This window comes from Arthrobacter sp. NPDC056727 (assembly GCF_042790555.1).
Taxonomy (GTDB): Bacteria; Actinomycetota; Actinomycetes; order Actinomycetales; family Micrococcaceae; genus Arthrobacter.
In genome coordinates, this window is record NZ_JBHTZA010000018.1 from 44,003 (window position 1) to 69,998 (window position 25,996).

Genomic DNA, 25,996 nt, shown 5'->3' on the forward strand with positions numbered 1-25,996 from the left:
CCTACGTATCCAGGTGCGCGCCCCTGACCTCCGGGGGCGTTGCACCCTGGATGACCCAGCGGTTGCCGTCGGGGTCGCTGAGGAAGGCGAACTGCACCCCGCCCATGTCCTGGACCTCACTGATCCCGGCGCCGCGGTCCAGCAGCTCAGCCCGTACCGCGTCAATGTCGGGTACGACGAGCTGAAGCCCCTCCAAACTCCCCGGTGCCATGCTGGTCATGCCCGTGCCGATAACGATCGAGGCGGCAGAACCGGGCGGTGTCAGCTGCACTACCCGCATTCCGGGAATGTGCTCCACGTCGTGGTCCAGGACAAAACCCAGCTTGTCCACGTAGAAGGACTTCGCCGCATCCACGTCGGCCACCGGCACTTGCACAACTTCAAGGCGCATCTCCATGCGCCCCACCCTACCGCCGCTTTGGCAGCCAGGGCACCGCGCCGGATCAACCGTCCAGGACCTGCCGGATCCCGAACTCACCCACGGAGAACATCCGCGGATTGTCGTCGGAGTTGCTCACCATGGCGGTGGACAGGACGAGCGCCCAACCGCGGGCCCGGGCCCATGTATCCCCGTCCACCGCGGCACCCAAGGCGCCGATGAAACGTTGGCGGGCGCCGGCGTCGAACATCAACCACCCGACGGCAAGATCCACAGCCGGGTCCCCGGCCCCGACATCACCGAAATCGATCACCCCGGACAGGGTCCCGTCGGCCGCCAGCAGAATGTTGGCCGGGTGCAGATCCCCGTGGAGCATCATTGCCGGGCCGTCCCACGCAGCAGCCGCGCAGGCCTCCGCCCACGCCGCCTCCAATTCTGCCGTGCGGGGGTAGCGCCTCCGGTCCGCGAGCCTTCCCAGCACCACCGCGTTCCGGTCCACCAGCGGCACCCCCCGGACCGGATTCACCGGGACATCCGCCTCGGCAGGCACGTGGAGGGACCGCAGAAAGGCGGCCAGGCCGTCAACGGCGCTTCCTCGGTCCACCGGCCCGGCGTCGACGGCAGGAAGGCCGGAGACCCACCGCACGATGCTCCACGGCCAGGGAAAGTCCGACGTCGGGCGGCCGGCGAGGACGGGCACAGGAACCGGAACCGGGGACCGGCCGGCGATGCCGGGAAGGTACCGCTGCTCATGCAGGACCAGCGGTACGGCTTCGTCCCGGCGCGGTAGCCGGACCGCGAGATCGTCGCCGAGCCGGAACGTCGCGTTGTCCCAGCCGTTGGCTACCCGCACCACGGGGCGGCCGGCAAGGTCCGGCCTTTGGTCCAGGAGGAGGGCATGGACGACGGCGGCACTCACCTCCACTGTGGCCGGCGGCATCCCTGCCATGAAGACTCCCTAACGTGAGGTCCGCGCCCTGCGGTTCCAACCTGTCTAGACTTGTCTGCAAGAGTATCGAGACCAAAGGGAGGAAGGCCAGCGGTGGCTGCCAGGTATATAGCGATCGCTGAGGATCTGCAGAGCCGGATCACTGGCGGCCAGTGGGAGGTGGGCGCCTTCCTGCCCTCCGAGCCGGAGCTGGCCTCCAGGTACAGCGTGTCCCGGGAGACGCTGCGCGCAGCACTCCGCCAACTCGAAGAGGCAGGACTGATCGCGCGGCGCAAAGGCCAGGGCACACGGGTTGTCCGCCTGCAGCCGGCCCACGAGTTCCACACAAAACTCTCCTCGATCGAGGAGCTGGCCCAGTATGGACGGACTGCGGTGCGCAGCATCCTGTCAACGGACGAGGTCACCGTCGACGACGGCCTCGCCGACGATCTTGGCGTACCCGAGGGCACGGTCCGGACCCGCATCACGTCCACGCGGCAGGAGCCTGCCGACGGCGGGCGCCCGCTGTCGTGGGCCCAGGTCTACCTCTCGCCCGAGCACGCCTCGCTCATCAGCGACGAGTTGGAGGACAGCGACCGCCTCGTGGCCGACCTGGTCGCCGAACACACAGGCCGGCAGGTAAAGCGCGTGCTGCAGCACATCAAGGCAACAGCACTCGACGAGGATGCCGCCAAGGTACTGGGGGAATTGCCAGGATCCGTTGCCCTCCAACTGACGCGCCGCTACATCGACACGGATGGCGGAATCCTTGCCGTGGCAGTCAGCACACACCCCGGCTCCCGCTTCGTCTACGAATCCGTCCTGGAACGCAGCTAACCCACACCCCCTTCGGTCCGTCGCCGTCGTGACGCGGCCTTGACAGAACCCGATGACATGCCTCACATTTGTCTAGACAGAAAATGTGTCTAGACAAGTGAGGCGTCAATGAAGTCGCAAGAACAGCTCCTGGAAGCAGCCGCTCCCCGGCCGAAGAAAGCCTGGTACCGGGGCCTGGGCGCACAGGTCATGATCGCCATGGCCCTGGGCATCGTGGTGGGCTTCGCATTCCCGCAGTTCTCGGCCCAGCTCAAGATCGTGGGGGACCTGTTCCTGGCCCTGATCAAGACGGGCATCGCCCCTCTGGTCTTCCTGACCGTCGTCCTCGGCATCCTCTCGGCCGGAAACCTCAAGCAGGCGAGCCGGATCGGGTTCTCCGCCCTCATCTACTTCGAGGTGGTGTCCACGCTCGCCCTCGGGCTTGGCCTGCTCGCCGCGAACCTGCTGCATGTCGGTGAGGGCGCCGGCGCCCTCACCGCGAACAGCGGCAAGCCTCCGGCCACCGACGGCGACCACTCCTTCGCCGGCTTCCTCACCGGCATTTTCCCGGACAACTTCTTTGGCGCGTTCACGTCCGGCCAGCTGCTGCAGGTGGTCATCCTTGCCGTCATCTTCGGAGCGGGTCTGCTTACCCTCAAACCTGCCGTTCTCGGCAAGATCCAGGGCGGCCTGGACACCGTCTCCGAGGCGTTCTTCGGCTTCATCAACGTGATCATGAAGCTCGCGCCGATCGGAGCGTTCGGAGCCATCGCCTACTCGGTCGGCACCAACGGCAGCGCCATGCTGCTGGCCCTGGCCCAGCTCGTGCTCGAATACTGGGCCGTCGTCGCGCTGTTCATCACCGTCATCCTCGGCCTGGTCTGCCTGATCGCGGGGTTCAACGTCTTCCGGATCCTGCGCTTCGTCAAGGTCGAGATGTCCCTCGTGCTCGGCACGGCCTCCTCCGAATCAGCGCTGCCCGGGCTGCTGAAGAAACTCACCGCCATAGGCTGCTCCAAGCAGAGCGTCGGGCTGGTGGTCCCCACCGGCTACGCGTTCAACCTGGACGGCACGTCGCTGTACATGTCCATCTGCACCATCTTCCTGGCCAACGCATTTGGCGTTCACATGGGACTGGGCGAACAGCTGGGGCTGATGGCCATCATGCTGCTGACGTCCAAGGGCGCAGCCACCGTCTCCGGCGGCACCTACGTCGTCTTCGCCTCCACCGTCGCAGCCACCGGCTACCTTCCGCTCGAAGGCGTCGCGATCCTCTTCGGCGTCTACCGCTTCATGTCCATCGCCACCGCCTTCTGCAACACCTTCGGCAACGTCGTGGCCACCATAGTCGTCTCCAAGCTGACCAAGGAAATGGACGTCCCCAAGGTCCGGCGCGCACTGGCCGACCCCGCTGGCTTCCTCGCCGAGATGGAACGCCGGGAAGCCAGGGAAGCCACATCCCCTACTGTGCCCGGCACCGGCGATGACACCCCTGCATTTGCCGCAGGCAACCACGAATCCGCCAACCTCTCGACCGCCGCCACGAAGTAAAGGATCCACCCATGAGCTCCACCGTTTACGACTCCCTGCTGTTCCGCGACATGTTTGGCACCACCCGCATGCGCGAAGTCTTCAGCGACGACGCCTACGTCAGCCGCATCATCGACACAGAAACGGCCCTCGCCCGCGCCGAAGCCCGCGTTGGCCTCATCCCGGCAGACGCGGCGGCCCGCATCACCCAAACCGCCAACTTCGCCGGACTCGACCAGGAACGGCTCCGCCGCGAAACCGAAATCGTCGGCTACCCCATCCTGCCCATCGTGCAGCAGCTCTCGGAGCAGTGCGGCGACGACGGCGGCTACATCCACTGGGGCGCCACCACCCAGGACATCATGGACACCGCCACGATGCTCCAGTGCAAGGCAGGCGTCGCCATCCTCACCGAACAGGTCAACGCAGTCAGGGCAGCGCTGGCCCGGCTCGCCGAAACCCACGTGAACACCCTGGCCGCCGGCCGCACCCACCTGCAGCACGCCCTGCCCGTAACCTTCGGCTACCGCTGCGCCGTCTGGCTTTCCTCCCTCGACCGGCAGGCCGATCGGCTCGCCCAGGCAGCCGAGCGCGACCTCATGGTCCAGTTCGGCGGAGCGGCAGGCACCCTCGCCTCCCTCGGCGAAGGGCCCGAAGGCCTGGAAACACGCGCCGCCCTGGCAGCGGAGCTCGGCCTGACCGACCCGGATATCACCTGGCACGTCGCCCGCGACGGCCTGGCCGAACTGGTGTCCCTGCTGGCCAACATCGGCGGTTCCCTCGGCAAGATCGCCCTGGATGTCATGCTGATGTGCTCCTCCGAGTACGGCGAAATGGCCGAGCCCTTCGTCATGGGCCGCGGTGCGAGCTCCACCATGCCGCAAAAGCGCAACCCGATCTCCTGTGAACTGATGCTCGCAGCGGCAAAGATGCTCAGGGACAAGTCCTCCACCATGCTCGACGCCATGGTGCAGGACTTCGAACGCGCCACCGGGCCCTGGCACCTGGAATGGGCCACCATCCCGGAGTCGTTCCTGCTGCTCTCCAGCTCCCTCGCCCAGGCCGAATTCATGCTCTCCGGACTCGAGGTGGACGTCGACCGGATGCGCGAAAACACCGCCATCACCGGCGGGCTCATCGTCGCCGAAGCCGTCATGATGGCCGTCGCCCCCGTCCTCGGCCGCCAGGAAGCCCACCACGTCATCTACGACGCCTGCAAGACCGCCATCGAAACCCGCACCACGCTGGAATCCGAACTCCTCAAACACCCGGAACTGGTCCAGCACCTCGGGGCAGACCGCATCGCACAGCTCTGCGATCCCGCAGGCTACCTTGGCAGTGCGGGCGCCATGACCAAACAGGTCATCTCCGCCCGCACCCGTTAGCGGCTACCCAAGAACGTCACGACCGCCCCTGCCAGCGCTGCGGCAGGGGCGGTCGTATCCGTTAAATCTCAGTAGACGGTTCCCTCGAGCAGTTCGGCAAGCCGGGCAGCAGCGCGGCGCAGTTCGGGCACCCCAGCCTTCAGCCCGTCCTCGGTGGCTGCTTCCACGGGGCTGGTCAGCGCCATCGACTCGCTGGGCAGCCCGGACCTGTTGATGGCGATCGCGATCGAAAGCACTCCGGTGGCGCGCTCGTCGGCCGAGTACGCATAGTCCGTCCCGGGTTCGGGCAGGCGGGCCTTGAGCTCGGCAAGGCTGAAGGTCGGCATTTCATGCCCGGCCGCCACCGCCCCCTGCACCACTTCCTGGAGGTGTTCGTCCGGGGCGCCCGCCAGCAGGATCTTGCCCGCTGCGCCGACCGTAAGCGGCAGCCGCTTGCCCAGGGGCATGTCATACCGCAGCGGGGCGTCGCCGTCGACGCGGGCCACCAGGATGCGCTCGAAGCCCAGGCGCGTATAAAGGGACGCAGTCATGCCGGTCTGCGCCGCCACCTGCTGGAGCACCGGGCGGGACGCGGTCACCAGGGGGTCGTTCTCGATATAACTCCGCGCCGCCGGCAGCACGGCCGGCCCGATCCGGTACGTCTTGTCCGTCTGGCTGACCATGCCGAAATCCTGCAGGACCCGCAGGATCCGCAGCGTCGTCGGCAGGCTCATGCCGCAGTTCCGCGCCAGGTCGCTGAGCCGCTGGGGCCGGTCGGCCCGCTGAAGTTCGGCAAAGACTTCCATCGCCCGCGACAGCGAGCGCATGTTGGAGGGCTTGCCGCCGTCGTCCGCCGCAGTGCCGGGCTGCGCATTCATCACCGTCATTCTTTCATTCTATGTAACTTCTGCGCCTGCCCGGCCCGCTTGACAGCACCTGTGGGCCGTGTCACTATTTCTTCTGACGTAAGAGACTTTCATTCTATGAAAGCAATTGGAAGGCAATTTTGATGACAACGGAGTCGACCGTGACCCAGTCCCCTACCCGGGCGAGGCCAGCGCGCAACGTTCTCGCAGGGATCGCCGCCTTCGCGGCACTGGGCGTCTACGTACTTGTTAGCTCGGTAAGCCTGGGCCTGTGGACCTCCCTGGGGCCGGGCCCCGGGCTGTTCCCGTTCGCCATGGGCGCGGTGCTCGTGTCGATGTCGGTTCTGTGGCTGCTTCAGGAGCTGAAGAAACCCAGCGCCGCCGGTGAGGGGGCCGACGGCGGCCTGGTACTCGCCGTCGTCGTCAGCCTTGTGCTGCTGGCAGCAGTGCTGGACCTGCTCGGCTTCCAGCTGAGCATGTTCCTCTTCCTGATGTTCCACCTGAAGATCCGGGGGAAGAGGAGCTGGCTGACCGCCCTGCTGACCTCGCTGGCCGGGAGCGTCGGAGCCTTCTACGCCTTCAACTACGGCCTGAACGTGGCCCTGCCAGTCTCATCCATTCCCGTCCTGAACCTGATCGGACTCTAGACATGGACACCCTCAACGAACTGCTGGGCGGCTTTGCCACCGCCATGACATGGCAGAACCTGATTTTCGCCTTCCTTGGATGCCTCCTCGGCACCATCATCGGCGTCCTGCCCGGCGTGGGCCCGGTGGCCGGAGTCGCCCTGCTGATCCCGCTCACCCTGAACCTTGACCCCGCGGGGTCGATCATCATGCTGTGCGCGATTTTCTATGGCACCCAGTACGGCGGCACGATCACCAGTGTCCTGCTGAACACGCCCGGTGAGGCATCATCGGCGATCACCACCATCGACGGTTATGCCATGACAAAGCTCGGCAGGGCCGGAGCCGCACTGACCCTGGCCGCCGTCGGATCCTTCATCGGCGGAACCATTGCCACCATCGGACTCGTCGCCGCCGCCAAACCCCTTGGCGAACTCGGCCTGCTGGTAGGTCCGCCGGAGTTCTTCGCGCTCATGGTCGTCGGCATCTCGCTGCTGGTCGCACTTGCAGGAAAATCAATGGTCAAGGCATTGATCTCAGGGGCCCTGGGCCTTCTCATCTCCATGGTCGGCATCGACCCCGTCGCCGGCGCGCCCCGCTTCACCTTCGGCATGGACCGGCTCCTGGACGGTGTGAGCTTCGTGGCCGTCATCGTCGGAGTCTTCGGCCTCTCCGAAATCCTTTCCTACCGCAAGAACGCCGAGACTCCCCTGGTCCACGCCCCCGGCTTCCGTTCGCTGTTCCCCTCACGGACCGAATGGCGCCGCAGCGCGCCGGCCATGGCCCGCGGCACCGGCGTCGGCTTCGGCCTGGGCCTGATCCCGGGAATGACGGGGTCTGTGTCCTCCCTGCTGTCCTATGCATCGGAAAAGAAGTTCTCCCGGTTCCGCCACGAACTTGGCAAGGGAGCGGTCGAAGGTGTTGCCGGACCGGAAACGGCAAACAACGCCCACGCCAACGCCGCGCTCATCCCGCTCTTCACCCTCGGCATTCCCGCCTCGCCCACCATCGCCGTCCTCATGGGGGCCTTCCTCCAGCAGGGCCTCACGCCCGGACCCAGCCTGTTCACCGAACACTCTGAAATTGCGTGGGCGATCATCGCGAGCCTCTTCATCGGCAACGTCCTCCTGCTGCTGCTCAACGTCCCCCTGGTCGGCCTGTGGACCTCGATCCTCCGCGTCCCCACTCCCATCCTGACGGCCTTGATCCTGCTGTTCATGGTCATCGGTGCGTACACCATCAACTTCAGCGTCTTCGATGTCTTCGTCATGATCGGTTTCGGCCTCCTCGGCCTGGCCTTACGGAACCTGGACATTCCGCTGGCCCCGATGGTCCTGACCCTGGTCCTGGGGCCGCTGATGGAACGCTCGCTGCGCGAGTCGCTGGAGATCTCCCAGGGCGACTTCAGCGTCTTCCTCAACCGTCCCATCTCCGCGGTACTGATCGGCCTGGGCGTACTGATCATCTGCAGCCCGCTGCTGAAGTTCCGCAAGCCCAAAGCCCTCACTGAGGACCCCGAAGCCTAAACCCGATTTCCACCCCAACGCCACCAAACCAATCAACCTCTTCGAAGGAGAAGACACATGTCACGCAAGAAAGTAACCGCGGCCCTTGCCGCAGCCGCCCTGCTCGCCCTCACCGGCTGCGGTGCCAACGCCGGCGCGAACTCAGCCTCCGGGGACGACTTCCCCAAGAAGGGCAAGACCATTGACCTCATTGTCGCCTTCTCCTCCGGCGGCGCCGTGGACACCGCCGCCCGCCTCGTCCAGCCCGTGCTGGAAAAGGAACTCGGCACCAACGTTGAGGTCATCAACAAGCCCGGCGCCGGCGGCCAGATCGGCTACACCCAGCTGACCAGCGCCAAGCCCGACGGTTACACCATCGGCGCCACCGGTTCCCCGTCCGTCGTCGTGTCCCCGCTTGACCCGGCCCGCGGTGCGAAGTACACGCGAAGCAGCTTCCAGCCGCTGGGCCGCCAGGTCATCGACCCGGCCGTCATCGCCGTCCAGCCGGACAGCCCGTACAAGACGCTGAAGGAACTGCTGGACGCGGCCAAGGCCAAGCCCAAGTCCCTCACCGCAAGCACCACCGGCCTGCAGACCGGCGAGCACTTCGCGCTGGCCCAGATCCAGGAAAACACCGGCGCCGAGTTCGCCCCGGTCCACTTCTCCGAAGGAGCCTCCCAGGCCACCACGGCATTCCTGGGCAAGCACGTGGACATCCTGGTGGCGAACGTCAGTGACGTGACCGACCTGACCAAGCAGAACAAGGCCCGGGTGCTGGGCATCATGACCGCCGAGCGGTCCCCGTCGCTGCCGGACGTGCCCACGTTCAAGGAAAGCGGGTACGACGTCGAAGCCGGCACCGCCCGCGGCTACTCCGCCCCCGCCGGCCTGCCGGACGCCGTTGCCAAGAAGCTCGAAGCCGCGTTCCAGAAGGCCATCGAGGACCCGGAGGTCGTCAAGAAGATGAACGACCTCGGCCTGCAGACCAGCTACCTCTCCGGCAAGGACTACGAGACCTTCTGGGCCGGGCAGGAAGCGGACTTCAAGAAGGTCCTGCCGCTCGTGCAGAAGAAGGACTAGCTTCACTACCCGCCCGTCCAAGCTCACACCAACACCACCAGGGAAGACACCGCCATGACCACCCCCGCCCTTCAGGACACCTCCTTCACCCGCCCGGACCAGGAACTGGTCGAGCGGCTGGCCAAGCTGCCCGCCGCGAACATCGGTGACGCCATGGACCGGCTGGGCGTCGCCGACTCAGCGATCCAGGCGATCTGGCCCGGGGCGAAAATCGCCGGTCCCGCCTTCACCGTCTGGACCCGCCCGGGCGACAACCAGGGCATCCACGAGGCCCTGGGGCAGGCCAAGCCGGGCGACGTCATCGTGGTCTCAGGCGGCGCGGACGAGTCCCGGGCCCTGCTGGGCGAGCTGATCGGCGAGCGCGCCATCAGCCTCGGCATCGCAGGCTTCGCCCTTGACGGCGCGGCCCGCGACGCCGAGGCCCTCGGCGAGATCGGCATGCCAGTGTTCGCCCGGGCGGTCACCCCGGCAGGCCCGTACAAGAACGGGCCGCACCGGATCGGCGGCCCGGTCGCCTTCGGCGGCGTTCCGGTCCTGCCGGGCGACATCATCGTCGGCGACTCCGACGGCGTCGTCGTCATCCCCCGTGAGCAGGCCGAGGCCGTGGCGGACGCCGCGGAAGCCGTCTTCGCGGACGAGACCAACCGCCGTGCCTCGATCATCGCCGCCCGCGGCCAGCAGTAAGGAAAAAACCATGACAAAGTGCACCATCATCGGCCTCGGCGAGGCGGGCGCGGCCTACGCCGAAGCGCTGGCTGAAGCCGGCCACAAGGTCACCGGGTTCGACCCCGTGGCCCCCTCCACCCCGGCGGGAACAATGCGGGCCGCCACCGCCGCCGAAGCCTGCCGGGACGCGGACATCGTCCTGGTCCTCACCGGCGCAGCCGCTGCCCGCAGCGTCGCCGAGGGATGCCTGCCCGTGCTCGCGGCAGGAAGCACCTACGCGGACTTCACGTCGTCCTCCCCCGTGGTGATGGAGGAGCTCGGCCGTCTGCCCGGCGAAGCGCGCTTTGCCGACGTCGCCATCCTTGGACCGGTGTCCGCCCTCGGCGCCCAAACCCCGCTTATGGTCAGCGGTCCCGGCTCCGACGCGGTGGCGGAGCTGCTGACGCCGCTGGGCGTCGACGTCGAAATCGCCAACGGCGGGCCGGGGGCGGCAATGTCCCACAAGCTGCTGCGCAGCGTCCTGATGAAGGGCCTGGCATCGATCGTGGTCGAAGCCGTCACGGCCGGCCGGGCAGCAGGGCTTGAAGACTGGATCCGGGAGCAGATCGCACGCCAGCTGGCCGGGGACGGCCAGGCCGTCATCGACAGGTTCCTCACCGGAACGGCCAAGCACGCCGTGCGCAGGTCCCGGGAAATGCAGGACACCGCGAACTACCTTGGCGAACTCGGCGTCCCCGCGGAAATGACCGAAGCCTCGGCGGCAGCCCTGGCGCGGATCGCCGCGGTACCCGCACAGGAGGCAGCCCTGCGCTGACCGCGCATGAGGCAGAATCAATGAACAGGGAGTCAACGATGAATCCGGAAACCAACGAAAACCCCAAGGGAGCAGTCCGATGACCGGCATCTGGGCGCTGGGAGCCTACCTGGCCGTCATCCTGCTCTGGACGACTGTCATCAAGCGCAGCGTCGGCGAAGCCATGCTCCTCGGGTTCCTCGTTGTCCTTCCGTTCACCGGGGCCGCCGCCGACGTCGGCTGGAGCTCGTTCTACGACGCGATCACCGATGAGATCGTCTACGCCACCATGGCGTTCGTCTTCATGGGATACCTGCTGGAGCGGACCGGCGTGCTGGACCGGCTCATCGACCTGCTGAACTCCCTGATCGGCGGCGTCAAAGGCGGCCCGGCCTGGGTCTCCACGGTCGCGTCGGCGGGCCTGGGCGGGGTGGTCCACAACCAGGCGGCGATCGCCGCGACCGTGGGCTCGGTGACCATCCCCTGGATGGAAAAGTCCCGGCTGGACAAACCGTCCGCGGCCACGCTCGTGGCCGGGAACGCCGGAATGGGCATCACCTTTCCGTTCAGCGCCTCCATGTTCGTCCTCGTCGGATCCGCGACGGTCGGGCCGCTGCTGCAGATCAACGACCTTGTCCTTCCCCTGCTGCTGGGCGGGCTCTGGTGCTTCCTGCACCGCCTGATCATCACGTACGTGCTGATCCGCAAGAGCGACATGTCGCCCCTGGACCAAGCCCACCGGAGTCCCGTCCGGCAGGCGTTCATCCAGGGCTGGGCCACCCTGCTCCTGTTCGTGGTTGTGGCCATCCCGCTGATCATCACCTCCGGGGCCATCGCCGCGGCGCTGACGGACTGGGCCGGTTCAGATGTGACCAAATCCGTCAGCGTCATCGTCTGGATCCCCGTGATCCTCATCATCACCGGAACCATCCTGGGGCGGAAACGGCTGCCGCGCAGCCCGAAGGCCTACTGGGACTTCCTGCAGCAGTCGGCCCCGCGCTTCGGCGTCGTCGGCGTCACGGTGGTGTTCGCGTTCGCGGGGGCCAACGCCCTGGCCGCCACCGGCCTGCCCAAGCAGATGACGGCGCTGCTGAACGAGCTCCACCTGCCGTTGTGGCTGCTGGCCATCCTGATCGGGCTGATCGTGATCGCGGTCGCGGCTCCATTGTCCGCAACGGCGACCATGGCCGCCGTCGGAACCGTCGGCGTGGCCACGCTGGTTGCCGCCGGCGTGCCCGCCACCACGGCTGCTGTCGCGGTGCTGGTCTTCTCCTCCTGCGAGGCAGCGGTTCCGCCGGGAGGCGCACCCCTGTATGTCGCCTGCGGCATCGCCGACGTCGACCCGATCAAGACCTTTGCCCGCCTGTTCGTCCTCTACGCCCTGCCACTGCTGGCCATCGGCGTGCTGATCGCCGTCGGCGCCCTCCCCATCGGCGTCCCCCTCTAGGAAGCGTGGAAATGCAGAAGCTTCGACACACCATCAACGCCGTCTTCGTGGCCAGCCTGGCCGTGCTCCTCGTCTCTGGCGTAGTTTTCGTTGCAGGGCAGGCACTCGCCCTGGTCACGGGCCAGGGCGGGTGGCTGGCAGCCCTGAACGAAGGCGTCAAGGGCCCGGCCTGCATCGCGGCCTCCGTGTGCGCCATCGCCGGGTTCCTGCTCAGCTACAAGCAGCCCGCCAAGCAGAACCACCAGCAGCAGGAAGCCCGCACCCCATGACCTCCACGGAATCCGGCACAACCTACCCTTCCTACGAGGCACTGCTGGAACGGGAAGGGCACCTCTCGGGAACCTCCTGGGGCCTTTTTCCCGACGCCGGACGGGGCACCCCGTCCTTTATCGGCCCCGATTCTGTCCGCGAAGCCTCCGCCTGCATACGCACCGGCACCGCCTTCGGCCTTGACTACCCCGCCGATGCCTTCGACCCCGGCATGTCCCTGAAGCGCCGGGCTCCCCGGCACACGATCTACTCGGCGCACCCGGCCCACCGCGACGACTACCTCGACGGGTACTACCTCCAGGGCTCCAGCCAGATCGACGGCCTCCGGCACCGCCGGGCCGACGACGCCGGCTTCTACAACGGCACGCCCGACGACGACATCCGGGAAGGGACCGCCGCCCTCGGCATCCAGGCGTGGGCCGAGCAGCCCATCGTCGGCCGGGGCGTCCTGGTGGACATCGACGGTTACTGCCGGGACCAGGGCACGCCGATCGACCACGCGGCCGGGCAACCACTGGGCCTCCCCCTGGTCCAGGCGGCCGCCGAAGCGCAGTCCGTTTCCCTCCGGCCCGGGGACATCCTCATGCTGCACACGGGATGGTGCGAATGGTTCCTCGCGCTCCCGACACAGGACAAGGAGAGCCTGCGCGACAGCCGCAGGGCCAGCGGGATCGAACAGTCGGCTGAGTTCGTCGCCTGGGCCTGGGACAACCGGCTCGCCGTCGTCGCCGCGGACAACTTCGCCGTCGAATGTCTCCCGCCGGTCGCCACGAGCCCGTTCCGGGACACGGCACCGAACGACCACGGCATGATGCACCAGCAGCTCCTCGCCAAACTCGGCCTGCCCCTGGGCGAACTCTGGCAGCTTGGCCCGCTGACCCGGCACCTGAGGGCGGCCGGAACCTGGGATGCGTTGGTCACCATCAAGCCGCTGAACATCACGGGGGCCACCGGCTCGCCGGCCAATGCGACGGCGGTGACGTAACCTCCCGTGAGGTAGGGGCGGACCGGCCACGTCATCTGGTGGCAGCACGACCATGCTGGCACACTGAGCCAATGATGGAAGCGAATCCGCAGTCCAGGCGGCCAGGCATCCGCGCCGCGATGTTTGTTGACTTCGACAATGTCTACACCGGACTGCATGGGCTGGACCCACTCGCAGCCAAGCGGTTCGCCGAGGATCCAAAGCATTGGGCGGATGCGCTGTCTGCGGGTGGCGCCGGCGAGCAGTCGCGCCGCTTCCTGATCCGCAACTGCTACCTCAACCCCGTGGTGTACTCCAAGTACCGGACGTACTGGACCAGGGCGGGATTCCGCGTCATCGACTGCCCTTCCCTGACCCAGCGGGGCAAGAGCAGCACGGACATCAACCTCGTGCTCGACGCCATGGACGCCCTGGCCGGCCCGGCGGGCATCGAGGAGTTTTTCATCGCGTCGGCTGACGCCGACTTCACGTCGCTGATACAGCGGTTCAGGGCCGCAGACCGCATGACCACCGTGATCGCGGCAGGCGCCGTGGCCTTCGCCTACCGCGAGATGGCAGACAACGTCGTCGAGTCCCACGACTTCGTGGCCATTCTCCACGGCACGACATCTGAGCCCATGCCTGCGATCCGTTCCGTTGATACCAAAGGCAGCGTTCTCCCGGGAAGGACCAAGGCCGTTTCACCCGCCGTCAATGAGGTCGGCGAGTTTGTCCGCAGCGCGCCCGGACCGGTGGCAGGCGCCCTGGTGGCCCACAGGGCATTGACAGCGGACCCGTCACTCAAGGCGGACTGGGGCGGCTACGGAAAATTCGGGACATGGGTCGCCCAACTGGGCAACGGGTGAGTACACGGCGGCGCAAGGTGGCTGGGTCTGGGACACGAAACGGTTTTCAAATGCGGACCTGCCCACCGAAGCCGCGGTCCAGCCAGGCATTGAGGAACAGGTCGCGCGCGTGACTGACGTCCCAGCCCTCTCGCAGGCGCAGTTCCGGCAGATGTTCCTGGCTTTGGAGGCACGCCTCCGGGAAAACCCTGCCACCCGCAGCGAACTGGCGAGACTTGTCCGGGATGACTGCGTCACTGCAGGCCAGCCCGTCTCCCGGAACGCGGTCAACTTTGTCATCCAGGGCTTCGGTTATGTGGACTTTCAGCTCAGCGACACGGCCACTGCGGCCGAACTGGCGGCGGCGTGGACGGAAAATGTGGAGGAACTGTGCCGGGTTGCCCTCATGGAATTTGATGAAACCGAAAAGGTGGAACTGCGTCGCTGGGCGAGCGGCGGCTTCGTGGCCGCCTGAGTGCCTCGGGGCCGGAGGCACGTGCCCGTTACGCTGCTACGCCCCGGGGCCGGGGCCAAACTCCTGGGTCGCCGCCCAGCTGGCGAGCAGGATGAGCTTGTCGGCTGATTCGGAGCCCTCATCGGGGGTGTACGTGGAGATGGACAGTCCCGGTTCGCCGGGCATCTCGAACACGTCGTAGGTCAGGTCCATGGCGCCCACCTCGGGGTGGACGTAGACCTTCCTGCCGGTGCGGTGCTCGTGGACGTCCTGGTCCGCCCAGTCCTTCCGGAACTGGGGGCTGCGGGTGGCGAGTTCGCCGATGAGTTCCGTGATCTCGGCGTTGAGGGGGTCGCGGCCGGCCTCGTAGCGGAGCATCGCTGCGGTCAGGCGGCACGCGAGCGGCCAGTCCGCGTAGTAGTCCTTCGCGCGGGAGTCCAGGAAGATGAAGCGGGCCATGTTGGGCCGGTCGGAGTCGAAGTGCGGCGAGAACAGCGCCCGCCCCAGCAGGTTCGAGGCGACGAGGTCGTGGCGGGCGTTGTAGACGACGGCGGGCATAGCCAGGTTGTCGAGCACCCGCTGGACCGACGCGCGGACGGCGACGGCCGCCGTCGTCCTCCCCGAAGCGTTCGCTGCAGCCGAGGCGGGACGGGCGAGGTCCAGCAGGTGTTCGCGTTCGACGTCGGTCAGGTGCAGTGCGCGGGCGATCGCGTTCAGCACGCCCTCGGACGCGCCGTGGAGGTTGCCGCGTTCCAGCCGGGTGTAGTAGTCGACGCTGACGCCGGCCAGCTGGGCGACCTCCTCGCGCCGGAGCCCGGGGACGCGCCGCTCGTCGCCGAAGTCGGGCAGCCCGGCCTGCGCGAGGCTGACGTTCGCCCGCCGGGAGACGAGGAACTTGCGGATGTCGTCTTTCCTGCTCATGCTGCCATTAGACCCCAGCAACCAGAGGCTCTGGGAGGCCCGGGCAGGACCCCCCAGCCCACGGACTTGTTAGCCACGTCACATTCGTTTATCGTTGTTCGGGGCCACAGCGTGGTGGCCCTTTCTAAAACGGGGAGAAACTTAGTGAACGAGAAGCTTCGGGTGCTGGTCAGCGTTGACCTTGACGGCGCCAAGGCCCAGGTCAAGACCCAGGGTCATGTGACCGTCCAGAGCATTCAGGGCCTGTACGACGTCATGAAGCGCGCCGACTCGCTCGTCCCGGGGCTGTCGCTGGAACTGGACATGACCCTCGCCGAGGTGGAACCCCAGGCTCTCGAAGAGCTCCGCGGCTGCGCCCGCTCCCACCACCTGCCCGTCCAGGTCGATCCGCTCCAGCGCGACTACCGGTTCAGCATCGTGGCACCCAAGCCCACGGCGCCGACGCTTGCAGTTCTGCCGGCCGTTCCTGCTGAGCTGGCAGCCGCCTGACCGGCTAAATCCCGGCGGCCCAGTCGTCGTCGTACAGCCCGTCCCGGAAGTGCGTGCGGAGATACGCCCCGACGACGGCGGCACCCAGGTCTCCGGTCTCGGGCGCAACCACCTTTCCGTCGATCCGGAGGGCCAGCCGCCGGGTAAAGCGTTCCAGGCCGGGGTCGTCGCCGAGCCGGAAGAAGGTCGCCTGCGTGCCGGCACGCCCCAGCCGCTCCAGCTCGGCCACCGTCACGCGGATGGTCTCCGGGTCCGGCGGCCAGCAGAACCACGACTCGCCGTCCGGCAGCAGGTGCGCGGTGGGTTCGCCGTCGGTCACCACCAGGAGGACGGGCTGCATCGACGGGTGCTTGCGGAAGAACCGCCCGGCCAGCAGCAGACCGTGGTGCAGGTTGGTCCCCTGCTCCCGCAGGGCCGGAAGCGCTGTCAGCTCGCCGATGTCCATCGCCTGGGCGTAGCGGCCGAACGTGATCAGCTGCAGCCGGTCCCCGCGGAACTTCGTTGAGACCAGGTGATGCAGGGCGAGAGCCGTGCGCTTCATCGGAACCCACCGCCCCTCGGCCGCCATCGAAAACGACACGTCGGCAAGGAGGACGACGGCGGCCTGGGTCCGCGCCTCCGTCTCCGTCACCTCGATGTCACCGACGGCGAGGTGCAGTCCGCTGGCCGGATCACCGCCGCCGGCCATGGTCCGGCGGATGGCGTTGGTCATGGTGCGGGTGACGTCCCAGGGCTCGGCATCGCCGAACTCCCACTGCCGGCTGGAGCCGGTCTGCTCGCCGGCGGCCCCCGCGACCCGCGTGTCCCGGCTGCCTTGGCGTCCGGACAGCTGCCTGGCGGTGTCCCGCAGCAGCGACCTTCCGAGCCGCCGCATGGCCTGCGGCGACAGCCTGAGGTCGCCGTCGGATCCGCGCCGCAGGTAGCCGCCGTCCTGCATCGCCCGCTCGATCTCGGCGAGCGTGCGGGCCGTCACGGCGGCGTTCTGCCCCAGCTGGCGCGCCAGGGCATCCAGGTCCAGGTCGTCGAGGGAGGACCCGTTGTACGACTGGGAGAGCTGTTCGGAGAGCTCGTCGAGTTCGGCGATGTCCTGCAGAACACCGGTTCCGTCACCCAGTCCGAGCCCTTCCTGGCCGCCGAAGCGTTCGGAGCCGCTCCAGTCCTCGCCGGGCCGCAGGTCCCGCAGGCTGCCGTCGAGCTGGTTGAGCTGGGCCATCAGCTCGGGCGAGCCGAACGCCTGGGCGGACAGCCGCATCAGCTCATCGCGCTGCTCGGCGGACATCGACTGCAGGAGGCGCTGGGCCGCGGCCGCGCGCTTGGCGAGGGCGTCCACCAGCTCCTCGACTGACTGCGGGTTCTCCGGGAAGAAGTCGCCGTGCTTGGCCATGAACTCCCGGAAATCCGCGTCGGTGTCCTCGCCGCGCCGGTGCTTGCCGAGCAGGTCGTTGAGGTCGCGCAGCATTGCGCCCACGGCTTCGCGGTCCTCATCCGTGGCGTTCTCGAGCGCCTGCTTCATGCCGGCAAACCGCTGGTCAAGAACCTCGCGGCCCAGCAGGTCCCTGATCCTCTCATACGCCTCGCGGGCGCTGCTGGACTGCCAGTCATAGGACGCGAGTTCGTTGACCGCCGCTGCCGTGGACGCGGGCAGGTTCTGCAGCTGCATCTCGCGGAAGGCACGGTCGGTGTTGTCCATCATGGCGTCGCGGGCCAGTTGCTTGCGCTCCTCCAGCACTGCCGTGTCCAGCAGCTTCCTGACCTCGTTGAGGGTGCCGTCCAGCCGGTGCCGGCCCAGCAATTCGCGCCGCCGCTGCTGGACTCGCCGGGCCAGGTTGTCGAGCCCTTCGCGGTTCTGGCCGCCCCGCCGCAGGTACTCCTGGAGGGCGTGCCGGGGCGAGTACCCCGCCATGACGTCCTCGGCGATGGCGTCCAGCGCCTCGGCCAGATCCACCGGCGGGGCAAGCGGATCCGGACCTCCGGCGTACCGGCCGTACCTGGACCGGTTGTGCAGGGTCATCATGCCTCCTGTACTCGCTAATCTGTACCGGCAGTAACTGTGCTTAGCCGTAGACCGTTTCCTCGTCGTCGGACTCCTTGGAGATCCGCCGGGCAAGGTAGAGGCCCTCCAGTGCAAGTTCGACGGCGGCGGCCCGCTGGCCGTCGTTTTCCGCGCCGAGGCGCTCACTGATTTTGTCGTAGAGACTTGATCCGTTGAGGGCCGGAAGGTTCGCCAGGAACTCCCGCGCCGTGACCTGGTCACCGGTGGTGACGGTCTTGTGGCCGTCGAGGGCAGCCACGAGCGGGCCCATGTCGAGGCCCTTGAAGTGCGCGCGAACGGCTTCGGCGGTGGCTGTCCGGAGCAGGTGGTCCAGGACGCCCTGTTCGCGCCCCTCCTCACCTGATTCGAACTCGATCTTGCCGGTAAGGACTTCCACCGCTGACTCCAGGTCGATGATCCGTGCCACGGCGTGCTCCTCCCCGCGGACGCTGGCCCGGCGCAGCGCTGCGGCGGCGACGGTTTCGGCGCCCGCGATGGCGAAGCGGGCGGAAACCCCGGAGGTCTGGTTGATGGCCGGGGACTCCCGCAGCGCCCGGGTGTAGCGGGCCAGGATCTCGAGGAGGACGGGCGGAACGTCGGCCACCAGTTTCCCCTCCTGGCGGATGACGGAGACCTCGTCGTCCAGCTCGATCGGGTAGTGGGTGCGGATTTCGGCGCCGAAGCGGTCCTTCAGGGGCGTGATGATCCGGCCGCGGTTGGTGTAGTCCTCCGGGTTGGCGGACGCCACGACGAGCACGTCAAGCGGCAGCCGCAGCACGTAGCCGCGGATCTGGATGTCGCGTTCCTCCATCACGTTCAGCATCGACACCTGGATCCGTTCGGCGAGGTCCGGCAGTTCGTTGATGGCGATGATCCCGCGGTTGGAGCGCGGCACGAGGCCGTAGTGGATGGTTTCCGGGTCACCGAGCCGGCGCCCCTCGGCCACCCGCATCGGGTCGACGTCGCCGATGAGGTCGGCCACCGAGGTGTCCGGCGTCGCGAGCTTTTCGACGTACCGTTCCGAGCGGTGGCGCCATGCCACCCGCATCCGGTCCCCTTCGGTGAGGGCGCGGGCGCGGGACTGCTCGGTGATCGGTTCGTACGGGTGCTCGTTGAGTTCCGATTCCTCGATCACCGGGGACCACTCGTCGAGCAGCCCGGCCAGGGTGCGGAGCAGGCGCGTCTTGCCCTGCCCGCGTTCGCCGAGCAGGACCACATCGTGCCCGGCGATCAGGGCACGCTCAAGCTGGGGGAGGACGGTCCGGCTGAACCCGAACAGCCCCGGCCACGGATCGCGGCCCGCCGCGAGCGCGGCGATCAGGTTGTCGCGGATCTCGTGGCGCAGGTCCTTGTGGACGTGGCCGGATGCACGCAGTTCACCAACGGTGAAGATATCGGGACGATCACTCACCCCTCTACGGTAATCCCGGACCCTGACCATGGCACCCCCTACCGCTACGCTTATTGCGTGACTGCAGCACCGCCGTCGAGACCGGAGAGCACACTCCTTCTTCTGGTGCGCCACGGGGAGACACCCACCACGGGCATGGTGCTGCCGGGGCGGGCACCGGGGCTGCACCTGTCCGAGCGGGGCCGGGCGCAGGCCGGACGCGTGGCGGAACGGCTCGCCGGCCTTCCGGTTTCCGGCCTCTACACCTCGCCGCTGGAGCGCACCTGCGAGACGGCCGAACCCACCGCAGCCCGCACCGGACTGGAGGTGCACGAAGAGCCTGGCCTGATCGAATGCGACTTCGGCGAGTGGACCGGCGCCGCCCTCTCCGAGCTGGCGGCGCTGCCCCAGTGGCAGACGGTGCAGCACAACCCGTCGGCCTTCTGCTTCCCCGGCGGCGAGAGCTTCATCCAGATGCAGGCGCGGATCGTGGGGGCACTGGGGGTGCTGGGCAGAGCGCACGCTGGGGGCGTCGTCGTCTGCTTTTCCCATGCCGATCCAATCAAGGCCGCCGTCGCCCACGCCCTGGGCACACCCCTGGATCTCTTCCAGAGAATTGTCATCAGCCCGGGGTCGGTCTCGGCCATCTCCTATTCGGAGGGTGAAGGCCCTTCCGTGCTCATGGTGAATTCGACGTCAGAACCGCTGAGCGGGCTGCGGGCGTGAGACAGGCCAGCCGGTGACGGGGCAGCCGGTGTCCGGACGGGAGCTGACCCTTCTGGCCGATGGCGAGGTGGAGCTGATCGGGCGCATCCCGCGCAGCAGCAACGAGACGTTCCTGGTCCGGATCTTCGCCGGCGACGACTCCGCCTTTGCCGTGTACAAGCCGGAGGCCGGGGAGCGGCCGCTGTCCGATTTCGAGCCGGGGCTGTACCGGCGGGAACGGGCGGCGTACCTGCTCAGCGAGTCCCTGGGCTGGGGATTCGTGCCCCCGACGGTGATCCGCGAGGAGGCGCCGCTTGGGGTGGGGTCGCTGCAGTGGTTCATCGACTGCGACTTCAGCGAGCATTACTTCACCCTGTACGCCGACATCCCGGAGACCCACCGCGACCTCGCGCGGATCGCCCTGTTCGATTACGTCGCCAACAACACGGACCGCAAAAGCGGCCACGTGCTGCGCGGCGACGACGGGCGGGTGTGGGGCATCGACCACGGCCTGTGCTTCTCGGCAGTCTTCAAACTGCGCACCGTCATTTGGGACTTCGCCGGCGACCCGATCCCCGAGGCGCTTCTCGAAGATATCGCCCCGCTCGCGGACGCCGTACCCGCCGAGGTTGCCGAACTCCTCGACGGGTCCGAGGTCACTGCCCTCCAGCGCCGGGTGCGCCGCCTGCTGCACGAACCGGTGCTGCCGGTGGACCACACAGGCATGCGCTACCCGTGGCCGCTGGTGTAGGCAGGCTCCCTATCTCCGGCTGCGTGCCCGGTCCGCGATGCGGCAGGCGACGGCGATGGCTGCGGTGAGCGCGAACGTCGAGAGCAGCTGGATCCTGGTTCCGGCATCGAGGAAGCCCAGGATAAGGATGGCGGCCAGGATGGCCATGGCCACATAGCTCAGATACGGAAACGCCCACATCCGCAGCGGAAGCGCACGTCCCTCCCGGTCAGCGCGGCGCCGCAGGACGAACTGGGAAAGGAGCACCGAGGCCCAGACAACCAGCACGGTGGAACCCACCAGGCCGAGCAGCAGCGGCAGGACCTTGCCCGGGAAGAAGAGCTCCAGAACGGTCGATCCGACGCCGAAGGCCACTGACGCCAGCACTGCCCGGACCGGCGCCTTCGCCTGGTTGAGCCGGGTCAGTCCCTTGGGCGCCTCACCGCGCTCCGCGAGCGAGAACACCATGCGGGATGCGCCGTAGAGGTTGGCGTTGAGCGCCGAGAGCAGGGCGACGACGGCGACAAGGGTGATGGCGGTCTCCGCGCCGGGGATGCCGGCAACGTGCAGCACTGCCGCGAACGGGGAGGCGAGCTGTCCTGAGTCCCACGGAACTACGGTGACGATGACGAGGAGCGAGCCGATGTAGAACACCATGATCCGCCACACCACGGTGCGGATCGCCTTGCCGACGCTCCGGACCGGGTCCTGGGTCTCGGCGGCGGCAACGCTGACGATTTCCGTGCCGCCAAAGGCGAAGACCACCACGAGCAGGGCGGAGGCCACGCCCGCCAGCCCGGTCGGCGCGAAGCCGCCGTGGCCGAAGAGGTTGGTCAGGCCCGGTGAGTCCACGGCCGGCAGCCATCCAAAGATGAGGGCGGCGCCGATCAGGATGAAGGCTCCGATGGCTGCCACCTTGAGGATCGCGAACCAGAATTCAAACTCGCCGTAGTTGCGGACGCCGGCCACGTTCACGGCAGTGAACGCAGTGACAAAAACCAGCGACAGTAGCCAGACCGGCAGTTCCGGAAACACCGTTGCCAGGAGCCCGGCCGCGCCGACCGCTTCCGCGGCAATCACCACCACCAGCTGGAACCACCAGAGCCAGCCCAGCGTGGAGCCGGCCGTCTTCCCGAAGGCCTTCTCGGCGTACACAGAGAATGCCCCGATGTTGGGGTTGGCGGCCGCGAGTTCCCCCAGCGCCCTCATGACCAGGATGACCAGGGTCCCTGCCACCAGGTAGGAGATCAGGACCGCCGGCCCGGCCGCCTTGACACCGACGCCCGAACCCAGGAACAGGCCGGCCCCAATGGCGCTGCCCAGCCCCATCATGGTCAGTTGCCGGGACTTCAGTGAGCGGCCGAGTGTGGGTCCCTGCGTTGTGGGTCCCTGCGCGGGCGGAGCTGCCGCCGGCGGGTGGACGATGGTGGTTGCCTCGTTCATAGATTGCCTCGTATCGGGATGTGACAAGCGGGTGGACCGCCTGGAGGTTCATGGACAGCCAAAAGGGCAGGTCTTCCTTGACCGCCCAGTGGTCGCGGCTCCGTCGTTGGGGAGTCCGGGAGTGACGCTAGTCACTCCCCCTGGACGTGGCAACTAATCCGAAATTTGCCTCGCAAATTGCTACCCATCCCTGCCGCTTTGGGGAGCAAGCTGTGCACATTGTGCAGTCGCTGGTAGCTAACTTGTTTAGCCCTCCAGCCGTTCCTTACGGTGTGCCCCAGACCACAACAGAGCCGCAGGGCAGCAACATCCGGAGGAAAACATGACCAGCACCATCGGGCAGCGGGCCGGCCTCGACGCGATCCCGGCCTACCGGCAGGGAGCAGCGCCCAAGTCCGTGGACGGGCTTGCACCGTTCAAGCTGTCTTCCAACGAGAACCCGTATCCGCCCCTGCCCTCGGTGGTGGAGGCCGTGGCCGGCGCCGTTTCAGGCATCCACCTCTATCCGTCCATGTCCGCGGACTCCCTGGCCGCAGCCATCGCCGAGCGCTGGGGGATCACCGCCGCGAACATCGCTTTCGGAGCCGGCTCCGTGGAGGTTGCGTCGCAGATCATCCACGCCGTGACCAACCCGGGCGACCAGGTGATGTTCGCGTGGCGGTCCTTCGAGGCCTACCCGATCCTGGCCACAGTCGCGGGAGCCGAACCCCAGCCGGTCCCCCTGGCCCCCGACGGCGGCCACGACCTGCAGGCGATGGCGGACGCGGTCACCCCGCGCACGCGGGCCATCTTCGTATGCAACCCGAACAACCCGACGGGAGCGGTACTCAGCGCCTCCGCCGTCGAACAGTTCCTCGAGGCGGTGCCGTCGGATGTGCTGGTTGTCATCGATGAGGCGTACCTGCACTTCAACGACCATCCGGAAACCGCCGTGGGAGTGGACCTTTTCCGGAAGCATTCCAACGTGGTGGTCCTGCATACCTTCTCCAAGGCCTACGGCCTGGCGGGACTGCGCCTCGGCTATGCCATCGGCGCGCCGGAGCTGGTTTCCGCCCTGCGCAAGGTGGCCGTGCCCTTTGCGGTGACGGCCCTGGCGCAGGAGGCAGGGCTGGCCTCGCTGAAGGCCGAGAAGGAGCTTCAGGAGCGCATCGACGTGCTGATCCGCGAGCGCCAGCGTGTCTATTCCGGGCTGCTCGACGCCGGTCTTCCGGTGCGGCCGTCGGGCGCGAACTTCCTGTGGCTGGATTCGGGCATCCACACCGGGGACCTGGCCAGGCTGTTCGAGGACAACGCCATCTCGGTGCGGGTCTTCCCGGCCGAAGGCATCCGCGTCTCCGTGGGAACAGCCGAAGCCAACAGCCGTGTGCTGGCCATCGCCCGCCAGGCCGCCCGTCTGCTGCTCCGCCAGCACTGATCCGCTCCCCCAACTTTTAACCATGAGGAACACCCCGATGACTAACCGCCAAACCGTATCCGATGTTGTTGCCGACGTCTGCGCCCGCCATGCCGATGTGATCTTTGGCCTGATGGGGAATGGCAACGCCTTCTTCATCAGCAGCCTCACCAGCCGGGGCATGCGCTACATCAGCGCCCGCCACGAGGCCGGAACCGTCGCGATGGCTGACGCCTACTACCGGGCCAGCGGCAAGGTGGCCGTCGCCACCGTTACCTATGGCGCCGGATTCACCAACAGCCTGACCGCACTCACCGAGGCCGCAAAGGCACGGATCCCGATGGTGGTGGTTGTGGGTGATGCCCCGACGGCGGGACCCCGCCCCTGGGACATCGATCAGGTCATGGTGGCCCAAGGGCTTGGCGTGCAAACTCTGACCGTTGCTTCAGACAATGCCGCGCGGACCACCGAGGAAGCATGGACGATTGCCCGCCGGGAGCGGAGGCCGGTTGTCATAGCCCTCCCTTATGACATCTCCTCACTCGGTATCTCCGAGTTCGGGGCAGCCGTAGAGCAGCAGCCCGTTGAAGCCCCGCCGGCCGGGAAGGTCCTGCACCCCGACAGCCTCGACGTGCGGCGGATAGCCTCGGTGCTCCGCAGCGCCAGGCGTCCGCTGATCGTCGCCGGGCGGGGAGCCGTCCTGTCCAACGCCCGGGCTGCGCTCCTTGAACTTGGCGACAGGCTCGGCGCCCTGTACGCGACGTCCGTCAGGGCGCGGAACTACTTTGATTCGCCCTGGGACCTGGGCATTGCGGGCGGCTTCGCCCGGCCGGAGACCGTGGACATCATGCGGCAGGCCGACGTCGTGCTTGTTGCCGGGGCCGGACTGAACCTCTTCCAGACACGGTATGGCTCCCTGTTTTCGCCTGGGGCTGCCGTGATCCAGGTGGACGAGGAGTCCGCGGCATCGTGTGACCAGGTGACGGACTTCGTCCAGGCGGACGCCGCAGCCTTTGCGTGGCAACTGGCCGCAGCGGTTCCGGCAACGGGCGGCGGCTGGCGCGCAGAGCATCAGGAGCTGTTGGCCGGTCCCCTCGGCCTCAACCAGACGACGCCGGAGTTCGCACCTGACGGCCGGCTGAACCCGCACGCCGTCGCCCGGCTGCTGGACTCGGTCCTGCCGGCTGAACGCACGATCGTCCAGGACGGCGGACACTTCTGCGGCTGGATGCCCATGTACTGTCAGGTACCGGATCCCCAGGGCCTGATGATGGTGGGCACCGCCTTCCAGACCATCGGGCTGGGACTGCCTGCGGCGGTGGGGGCGGCAGTGGCCCGGCCGGACAGGACGACGGTCCTTATTTCCGGCGATGGCGGTGCACTGATGGCCCTGGCGGACCTTGAAACCGCCGTCCGGGAGATTGCCAGCGGCGTCATGGTGGTCTTCAACGATGCTGCGTACGGCGCCGAGATCCACCAGTATGCAGTGCGGGGCCTCGACGATACTGCCATGCAGATTGAGGAAGTGGACTTCAGCGCCGTGGCCAGGGCGATGGGCGCCCACGGAACGAAGATGCGCTCCCTGGCAGACATCACGGCCCTGCGGGAATGGCAGGCAGCCGGCGCCCGGGGCCTCTTCGTCCTCGATGTGGCGATTTCTCAGAGTGTGGTGGCGGACTACATGCGGGAAAGCATGGCCCCGGTTCTTGCCGCCGACCAGGCCCTCGCCGACGCGTTCCACGCCCACCAGGAACGCGAACTCACGGGGGTCGCCGCCGCCTCGGCGTGAGATCATGGTGCCAGTTTGCCTAGGGCATCGGCACAGATGGCAGCAGTTTGTGCTGCCGGATCCGGAGGAAGCGGGAGCACACCATGAATGTGGATGCATTGGATGCGAAAATTGTCCGGTTCTTCACGGACGCGCCGCGGGCCTCCGTGCTGGAGGCCTCGCGGGTGCTCAAAATCGCGAGGGCTACCGTCCAGGCCCGGCTGGACCGCATGACGGACAGGGGCGTGATCGGTTCGTGGGTGCCCCAGCCCGATCCCGCCCATTTCGGATTCCCGGTGGTGGCCTTTTGCTCGCTGACCATCAACCAGGACCTGGGGCATGACGCCGTCGTGGCAGCCCTCACCGCCATCCCTGAGCTGACGGAGATCCACACGGTCTCCGGCAGCTCGGACCTCATGGCACGCATCGCGGCCCGCTCCAACCCGGACCTGCAGCGGGTGCTCGACGCGATGATGTCCACCAAGACGGTGCTGCGCTCCACCACGGTGATCGTACTCAACACCCACTTCCAGGGCAGGACCCTGCCGCTGCTGGAAGCCGAGGCCACGCAGAAGGCCGGTTAGCCTCTCTG

Annotated in this window: 26 protein-coding genes; 19 read left to right on the forward strand and 7 right to left on the reverse strand. The window is 67.5% G+C overall.

Annotated features, from left to right (window positions below):
* Position 1: 1 nt before the first annotated feature.
* Together ACFRAH_RS17260 and ACFRAH_RS17265 are read right to left on the reverse strand one after the other, a co-directional pair.
* Positions 2 to 397: a VOC family protein gene (locus ACFRAH_RS17260; protein ID WP_377992127.1), complete on the reverse strand. Its 396-nt coding sequence runs from the start codon at positions 395 to 397 to the stop codon at positions 2 to 4.
* 46 nt (positions 398 to 443) lie between these two features.
* A complete protein-coding gene (locus tag ACFRAH_RS17265) occupies positions 444 to 1,328 on the reverse strand; it encodes an aminoglycoside phosphotransferase family protein (RefSeq protein ID WP_377992128.1) in 885 nt (294 codons plus the stop codon).
* Between the two features lie 93 nt (positions 1,329 to 1,421).
* Between ACFRAH_RS17265 and ACFRAH_RS17270 the strand changes: the two genes are divergently transcribed.
* The 3 genes from ACFRAH_RS17270 (at position 1,422) to ACFRAH_RS17280 (ending at position 5,038) form a co-directional block, all read left to right on the forward strand.
* Positions 1,422 to 2,144 (forward strand): GntR family transcriptional regulator, encoded by a 723-nt coding sequence (locus tag ACFRAH_RS17270; protein ID WP_377992129.1) that lies wholly within the window; start codon positions 1,422 to 1,424, stop codon positions 2,142 to 2,144.
* 108 nt (positions 2,145 to 2,252) lie between these two features.
* Positions 2,253 to 3,674, forward strand: coding sequence for a cation:dicarboxylate symporter family transporter (locus tag ACFRAH_RS17275; RefSeq protein ID WP_377992130.1), 1,422 nt, complete (start codon positions 2,253 to 2,255; stop codon positions 3,672 to 3,674).
* 11 nt (positions 3,675 to 3,685) lie between these two features.
* Complete coding sequence (locus ACFRAH_RS17280; RefSeq protein ID WP_377992131.1) at positions 3,686 to 5,038, forward strand: adenylosuccinate lyase family protein; 1,353 nt, start codon at positions 3,686 to 3,688, stop codon at positions 5,036 to 5,038.
* 68 nt (positions 5,039 to 5,106) lie between these two features.
* On the opposite strand, the gene ACFRAH_RS17285 is transcribed toward ACFRAH_RS17280, so the two are convergent.
* The gene (locus tag ACFRAH_RS17285; RefSeq protein ID WP_377992132.1) at positions 5,107 to 5,904 is read right to left on the reverse strand and encodes an IclR family transcriptional regulator; all 798 of its coding nucleotides are present in this window, start codon (positions 5,902 to 5,904) and stop codon (positions 5,107 to 5,109) included.
* Between the two features lie 122 nt (positions 5,905 to 6,026).
* Between ACFRAH_RS17285 and ACFRAH_RS17290 the strand changes: the two genes are divergently transcribed.
* The 10 genes from ACFRAH_RS17290 to ACFRAH_RS17335 all read left to right on the forward strand — a co-directional run bounded on the left by ACFRAH_RS17290 (position 6,027) and on the right by ACFRAH_RS17335 (position 14,554).
* Positions 6,027 to 6,530, forward strand: coding sequence for a tripartite tricarboxylate transporter TctB family protein (locus ACFRAH_RS17290; protein ID WP_377992133.1), 504 nt, complete (start codon positions 6,027 to 6,029; stop codon positions 6,528 to 6,530).
* A gap of 2 nt (positions 6,531 to 6,532) precedes the next feature.
* The gene (locus ACFRAH_RS17295) at positions 6,533 to 8,035 is read left to right on the forward strand and encodes a tripartite tricarboxylate transporter permease (protein WP_377992134.1); all 1,503 of its coding nucleotides are present in this window, start codon (positions 6,533 to 6,535) and stop codon (positions 8,033 to 8,035) included.
* A 57-nt stretch (positions 8,036 to 8,092) separates the two neighbouring features.
* Positions 8,093 to 9,094 (forward strand): tripartite tricarboxylate transporter substrate binding protein, encoded by a 1,002-nt coding sequence (locus ACFRAH_RS17300; RefSeq protein ID WP_377992135.1) that lies wholly within the window; start codon positions 8,093 to 8,095, stop codon positions 9,092 to 9,094.
* A 54-nt stretch (positions 9,095 to 9,148) separates the two neighbouring features.
* Complete coding sequence (locus tag ACFRAH_RS17305; protein WP_377992136.1) at positions 9,149 to 9,778, forward strand: methyltransferase; 630 nt, start codon at positions 9,149 to 9,151, stop codon at positions 9,776 to 9,778.
* 10 nt (positions 9,779 to 9,788) lie between these two features.
* Positions 9,789 to 10,574, forward strand: coding sequence for a DUF1932 domain-containing protein (locus ACFRAH_RS17310; protein ID WP_377992137.1), 786 nt, complete (start codon positions 9,789 to 9,791; stop codon positions 10,572 to 10,574).
* A gap of 79 nt (positions 10,575 to 10,653) precedes the next feature.
* On the forward strand, positions 10,654 to 12,000 hold the full coding sequence (locus ACFRAH_RS17315) for a TRAP transporter large permease subunit (protein ID WP_377992138.1): 1,347 nt from the start codon (positions 10,654 to 10,656) through the stop codon (positions 11,998 to 12,000).
* A gap of 11 nt (positions 12,001 to 12,011) precedes the next feature.
* Positions 12,012 to 12,269, forward strand: a complete 258-nt coding sequence (locus tag ACFRAH_RS17320) for a hypothetical protein (protein WP_377992139.1) — start codon at positions 12,012 to 12,014, stop codon at positions 12,267 to 12,269.
* Positions 12,266 to 13,255 carry a cyclase family protein gene (locus tag ACFRAH_RS17325; RefSeq protein WP_377992140.1) on the forward strand — a complete coding sequence of 330 codons (990 nt, stop codon included), beginning with the start codon at positions 12,266 to 12,268 and terminating at the stop codon, positions 13,253 to 13,255. The genes ACFRAH_RS17320 and ACFRAH_RS17325 overlap by 4 nt, the downstream gene beginning before the upstream one ends.
* A gap of 71 nt (positions 13,256 to 13,326) precedes the next feature.
* Positions 13,327 to 14,100 carry an NYN domain-containing protein gene (locus ACFRAH_RS17330; protein ID WP_377992141.1) on the forward strand — a complete coding sequence of 258 codons (774 nt, stop codon included), beginning with the start codon at positions 13,327 to 13,329 and terminating at the stop codon, positions 14,098 to 14,100.
* Between the two features lie 109 nt (positions 14,101 to 14,209).
* On the forward strand, positions 14,210 to 14,554 hold the full coding sequence (locus ACFRAH_RS17335; protein ID WP_377992142.1) for a hypothetical protein: 345 nt from the start codon (positions 14,210 to 14,212) through the stop codon (positions 14,552 to 14,554).
* Between the two features lie 36 nt (positions 14,555 to 14,590).
* On the opposite strand, the gene ACFRAH_RS17340 is transcribed toward ACFRAH_RS17335, so the two are convergent.
* Complete coding sequence (locus tag ACFRAH_RS17340; RefSeq protein ID WP_377992143.1) at positions 14,591 to 15,454, reverse strand: helix-turn-helix transcriptional regulator; 864 nt, start codon at positions 15,452 to 15,454, stop codon at positions 14,591 to 14,593.
* A gap of 144 nt (positions 15,455 to 15,598) precedes the next feature.
* Here ACFRAH_RS17340 and ACFRAH_RS17345 point away from each other — a divergent pair, with 144 nt between their 5' ends.
* The gene (locus ACFRAH_RS17345; RefSeq protein WP_377992144.1) at positions 15,599 to 15,943 is read left to right on the forward strand and encodes a hypothetical protein; all 345 of its coding nucleotides are present in this window, start codon (positions 15,599 to 15,601) and stop codon (positions 15,941 to 15,943) included.
* A gap of 4 nt (positions 15,944 to 15,947) precedes the next feature.
* On the opposite strand, the gene ACFRAH_RS17350 is transcribed toward ACFRAH_RS17345, so the two are convergent.
* Together ACFRAH_RS17350 and ACFRAH_RS17355 are read right to left on the reverse strand one after the other, a co-directional pair.
* A complete protein-coding gene (locus ACFRAH_RS17350; RefSeq protein ID WP_377992177.1) occupies positions 15,948 to 17,954 on the reverse strand; it encodes a VWA domain-containing protein in 2,007 nt (668 codons plus the stop codon).
* Between the two features lie 43 nt (positions 17,955 to 17,997).
* Positions 17,998 to 19,386 (reverse strand): sigma 54-interacting transcriptional regulator, encoded by a 1,389-nt coding sequence (locus ACFRAH_RS17355; protein WP_377992145.1) that lies wholly within the window; start codon positions 19,384 to 19,386, stop codon positions 17,998 to 18,000.
* Between the two features lie 57 nt (positions 19,387 to 19,443).
* Here ACFRAH_RS17355 and ACFRAH_RS17360 point away from each other — a divergent pair, with 57 nt between their 5' ends.
* A complete protein-coding gene (locus ACFRAH_RS17360; RefSeq protein WP_377992146.1) occupies positions 19,444 to 20,091 on the forward strand; it encodes an MSMEG_4193 family putative phosphomutase in 648 nt (215 codons plus the stop codon).
* 28 nt (positions 20,092 to 20,119) lie between these two features.
* Complete coding sequence (locus tag ACFRAH_RS17365) at positions 20,120 to 20,821, forward strand: SCO1664 family protein (RefSeq protein WP_377992178.1); 702 nt, start codon at positions 20,120 to 20,122, stop codon at positions 20,819 to 20,821.
* A gap of 9 nt (positions 20,822 to 20,830) precedes the next feature.
* Here the strand turns inward: ACFRAH_RS17365 and ACFRAH_RS17370 are convergent, their stop codons facing one another.
* Positions 20,831 to 22,132, reverse strand: a complete 1,302-nt coding sequence (locus tag ACFRAH_RS17370) for an amino acid permease (protein ID WP_377992179.1) — start codon at positions 22,130 to 22,132, stop codon at positions 20,831 to 20,833.
* Between the two features lie 433 nt (positions 22,133 to 22,565).
* Between ACFRAH_RS17370 and hisC the strand changes: the two genes are divergently transcribed.
* The 3 genes from hisC to ACFRAH_RS17385 all read left to right on the forward strand — a co-directional run bounded on the left by hisC (position 22,566) and on the right by ACFRAH_RS17385 (position 25,988).
* Positions 22,566 to 23,657 carry a histidinol-phosphate transaminase gene (gene hisC, locus ACFRAH_RS17375; protein ID WP_377992147.1) on the forward strand — a complete coding sequence of 364 codons (1,092 nt, stop codon included), beginning with the start codon at positions 22,566 to 22,568 and terminating at the stop codon, positions 23,655 to 23,657.
* A gap of 37 nt (positions 23,658 to 23,694) precedes the next feature.
* The gene (locus ACFRAH_RS17380) at positions 23,695 to 25,425 is read left to right on the forward strand and encodes a thiamine pyrophosphate-binding protein (RefSeq protein ID WP_377992148.1); all 1,731 of its coding nucleotides are present in this window, start codon (positions 23,695 to 23,697) and stop codon (positions 25,423 to 25,425) included.
* Between the two features lie 83 nt (positions 25,426 to 25,508).
* Positions 25,509 to 25,988 carry an Lrp/AsnC family transcriptional regulator gene (locus tag ACFRAH_RS17385; RefSeq protein ID WP_377992149.1) on the forward strand — a complete coding sequence of 160 codons (480 nt, stop codon included), beginning with the start codon at positions 25,509 to 25,511 and terminating at the stop codon, positions 25,986 to 25,988.
* Positions 25,989 to 25,996: the final 8 nt, after the last annotated feature.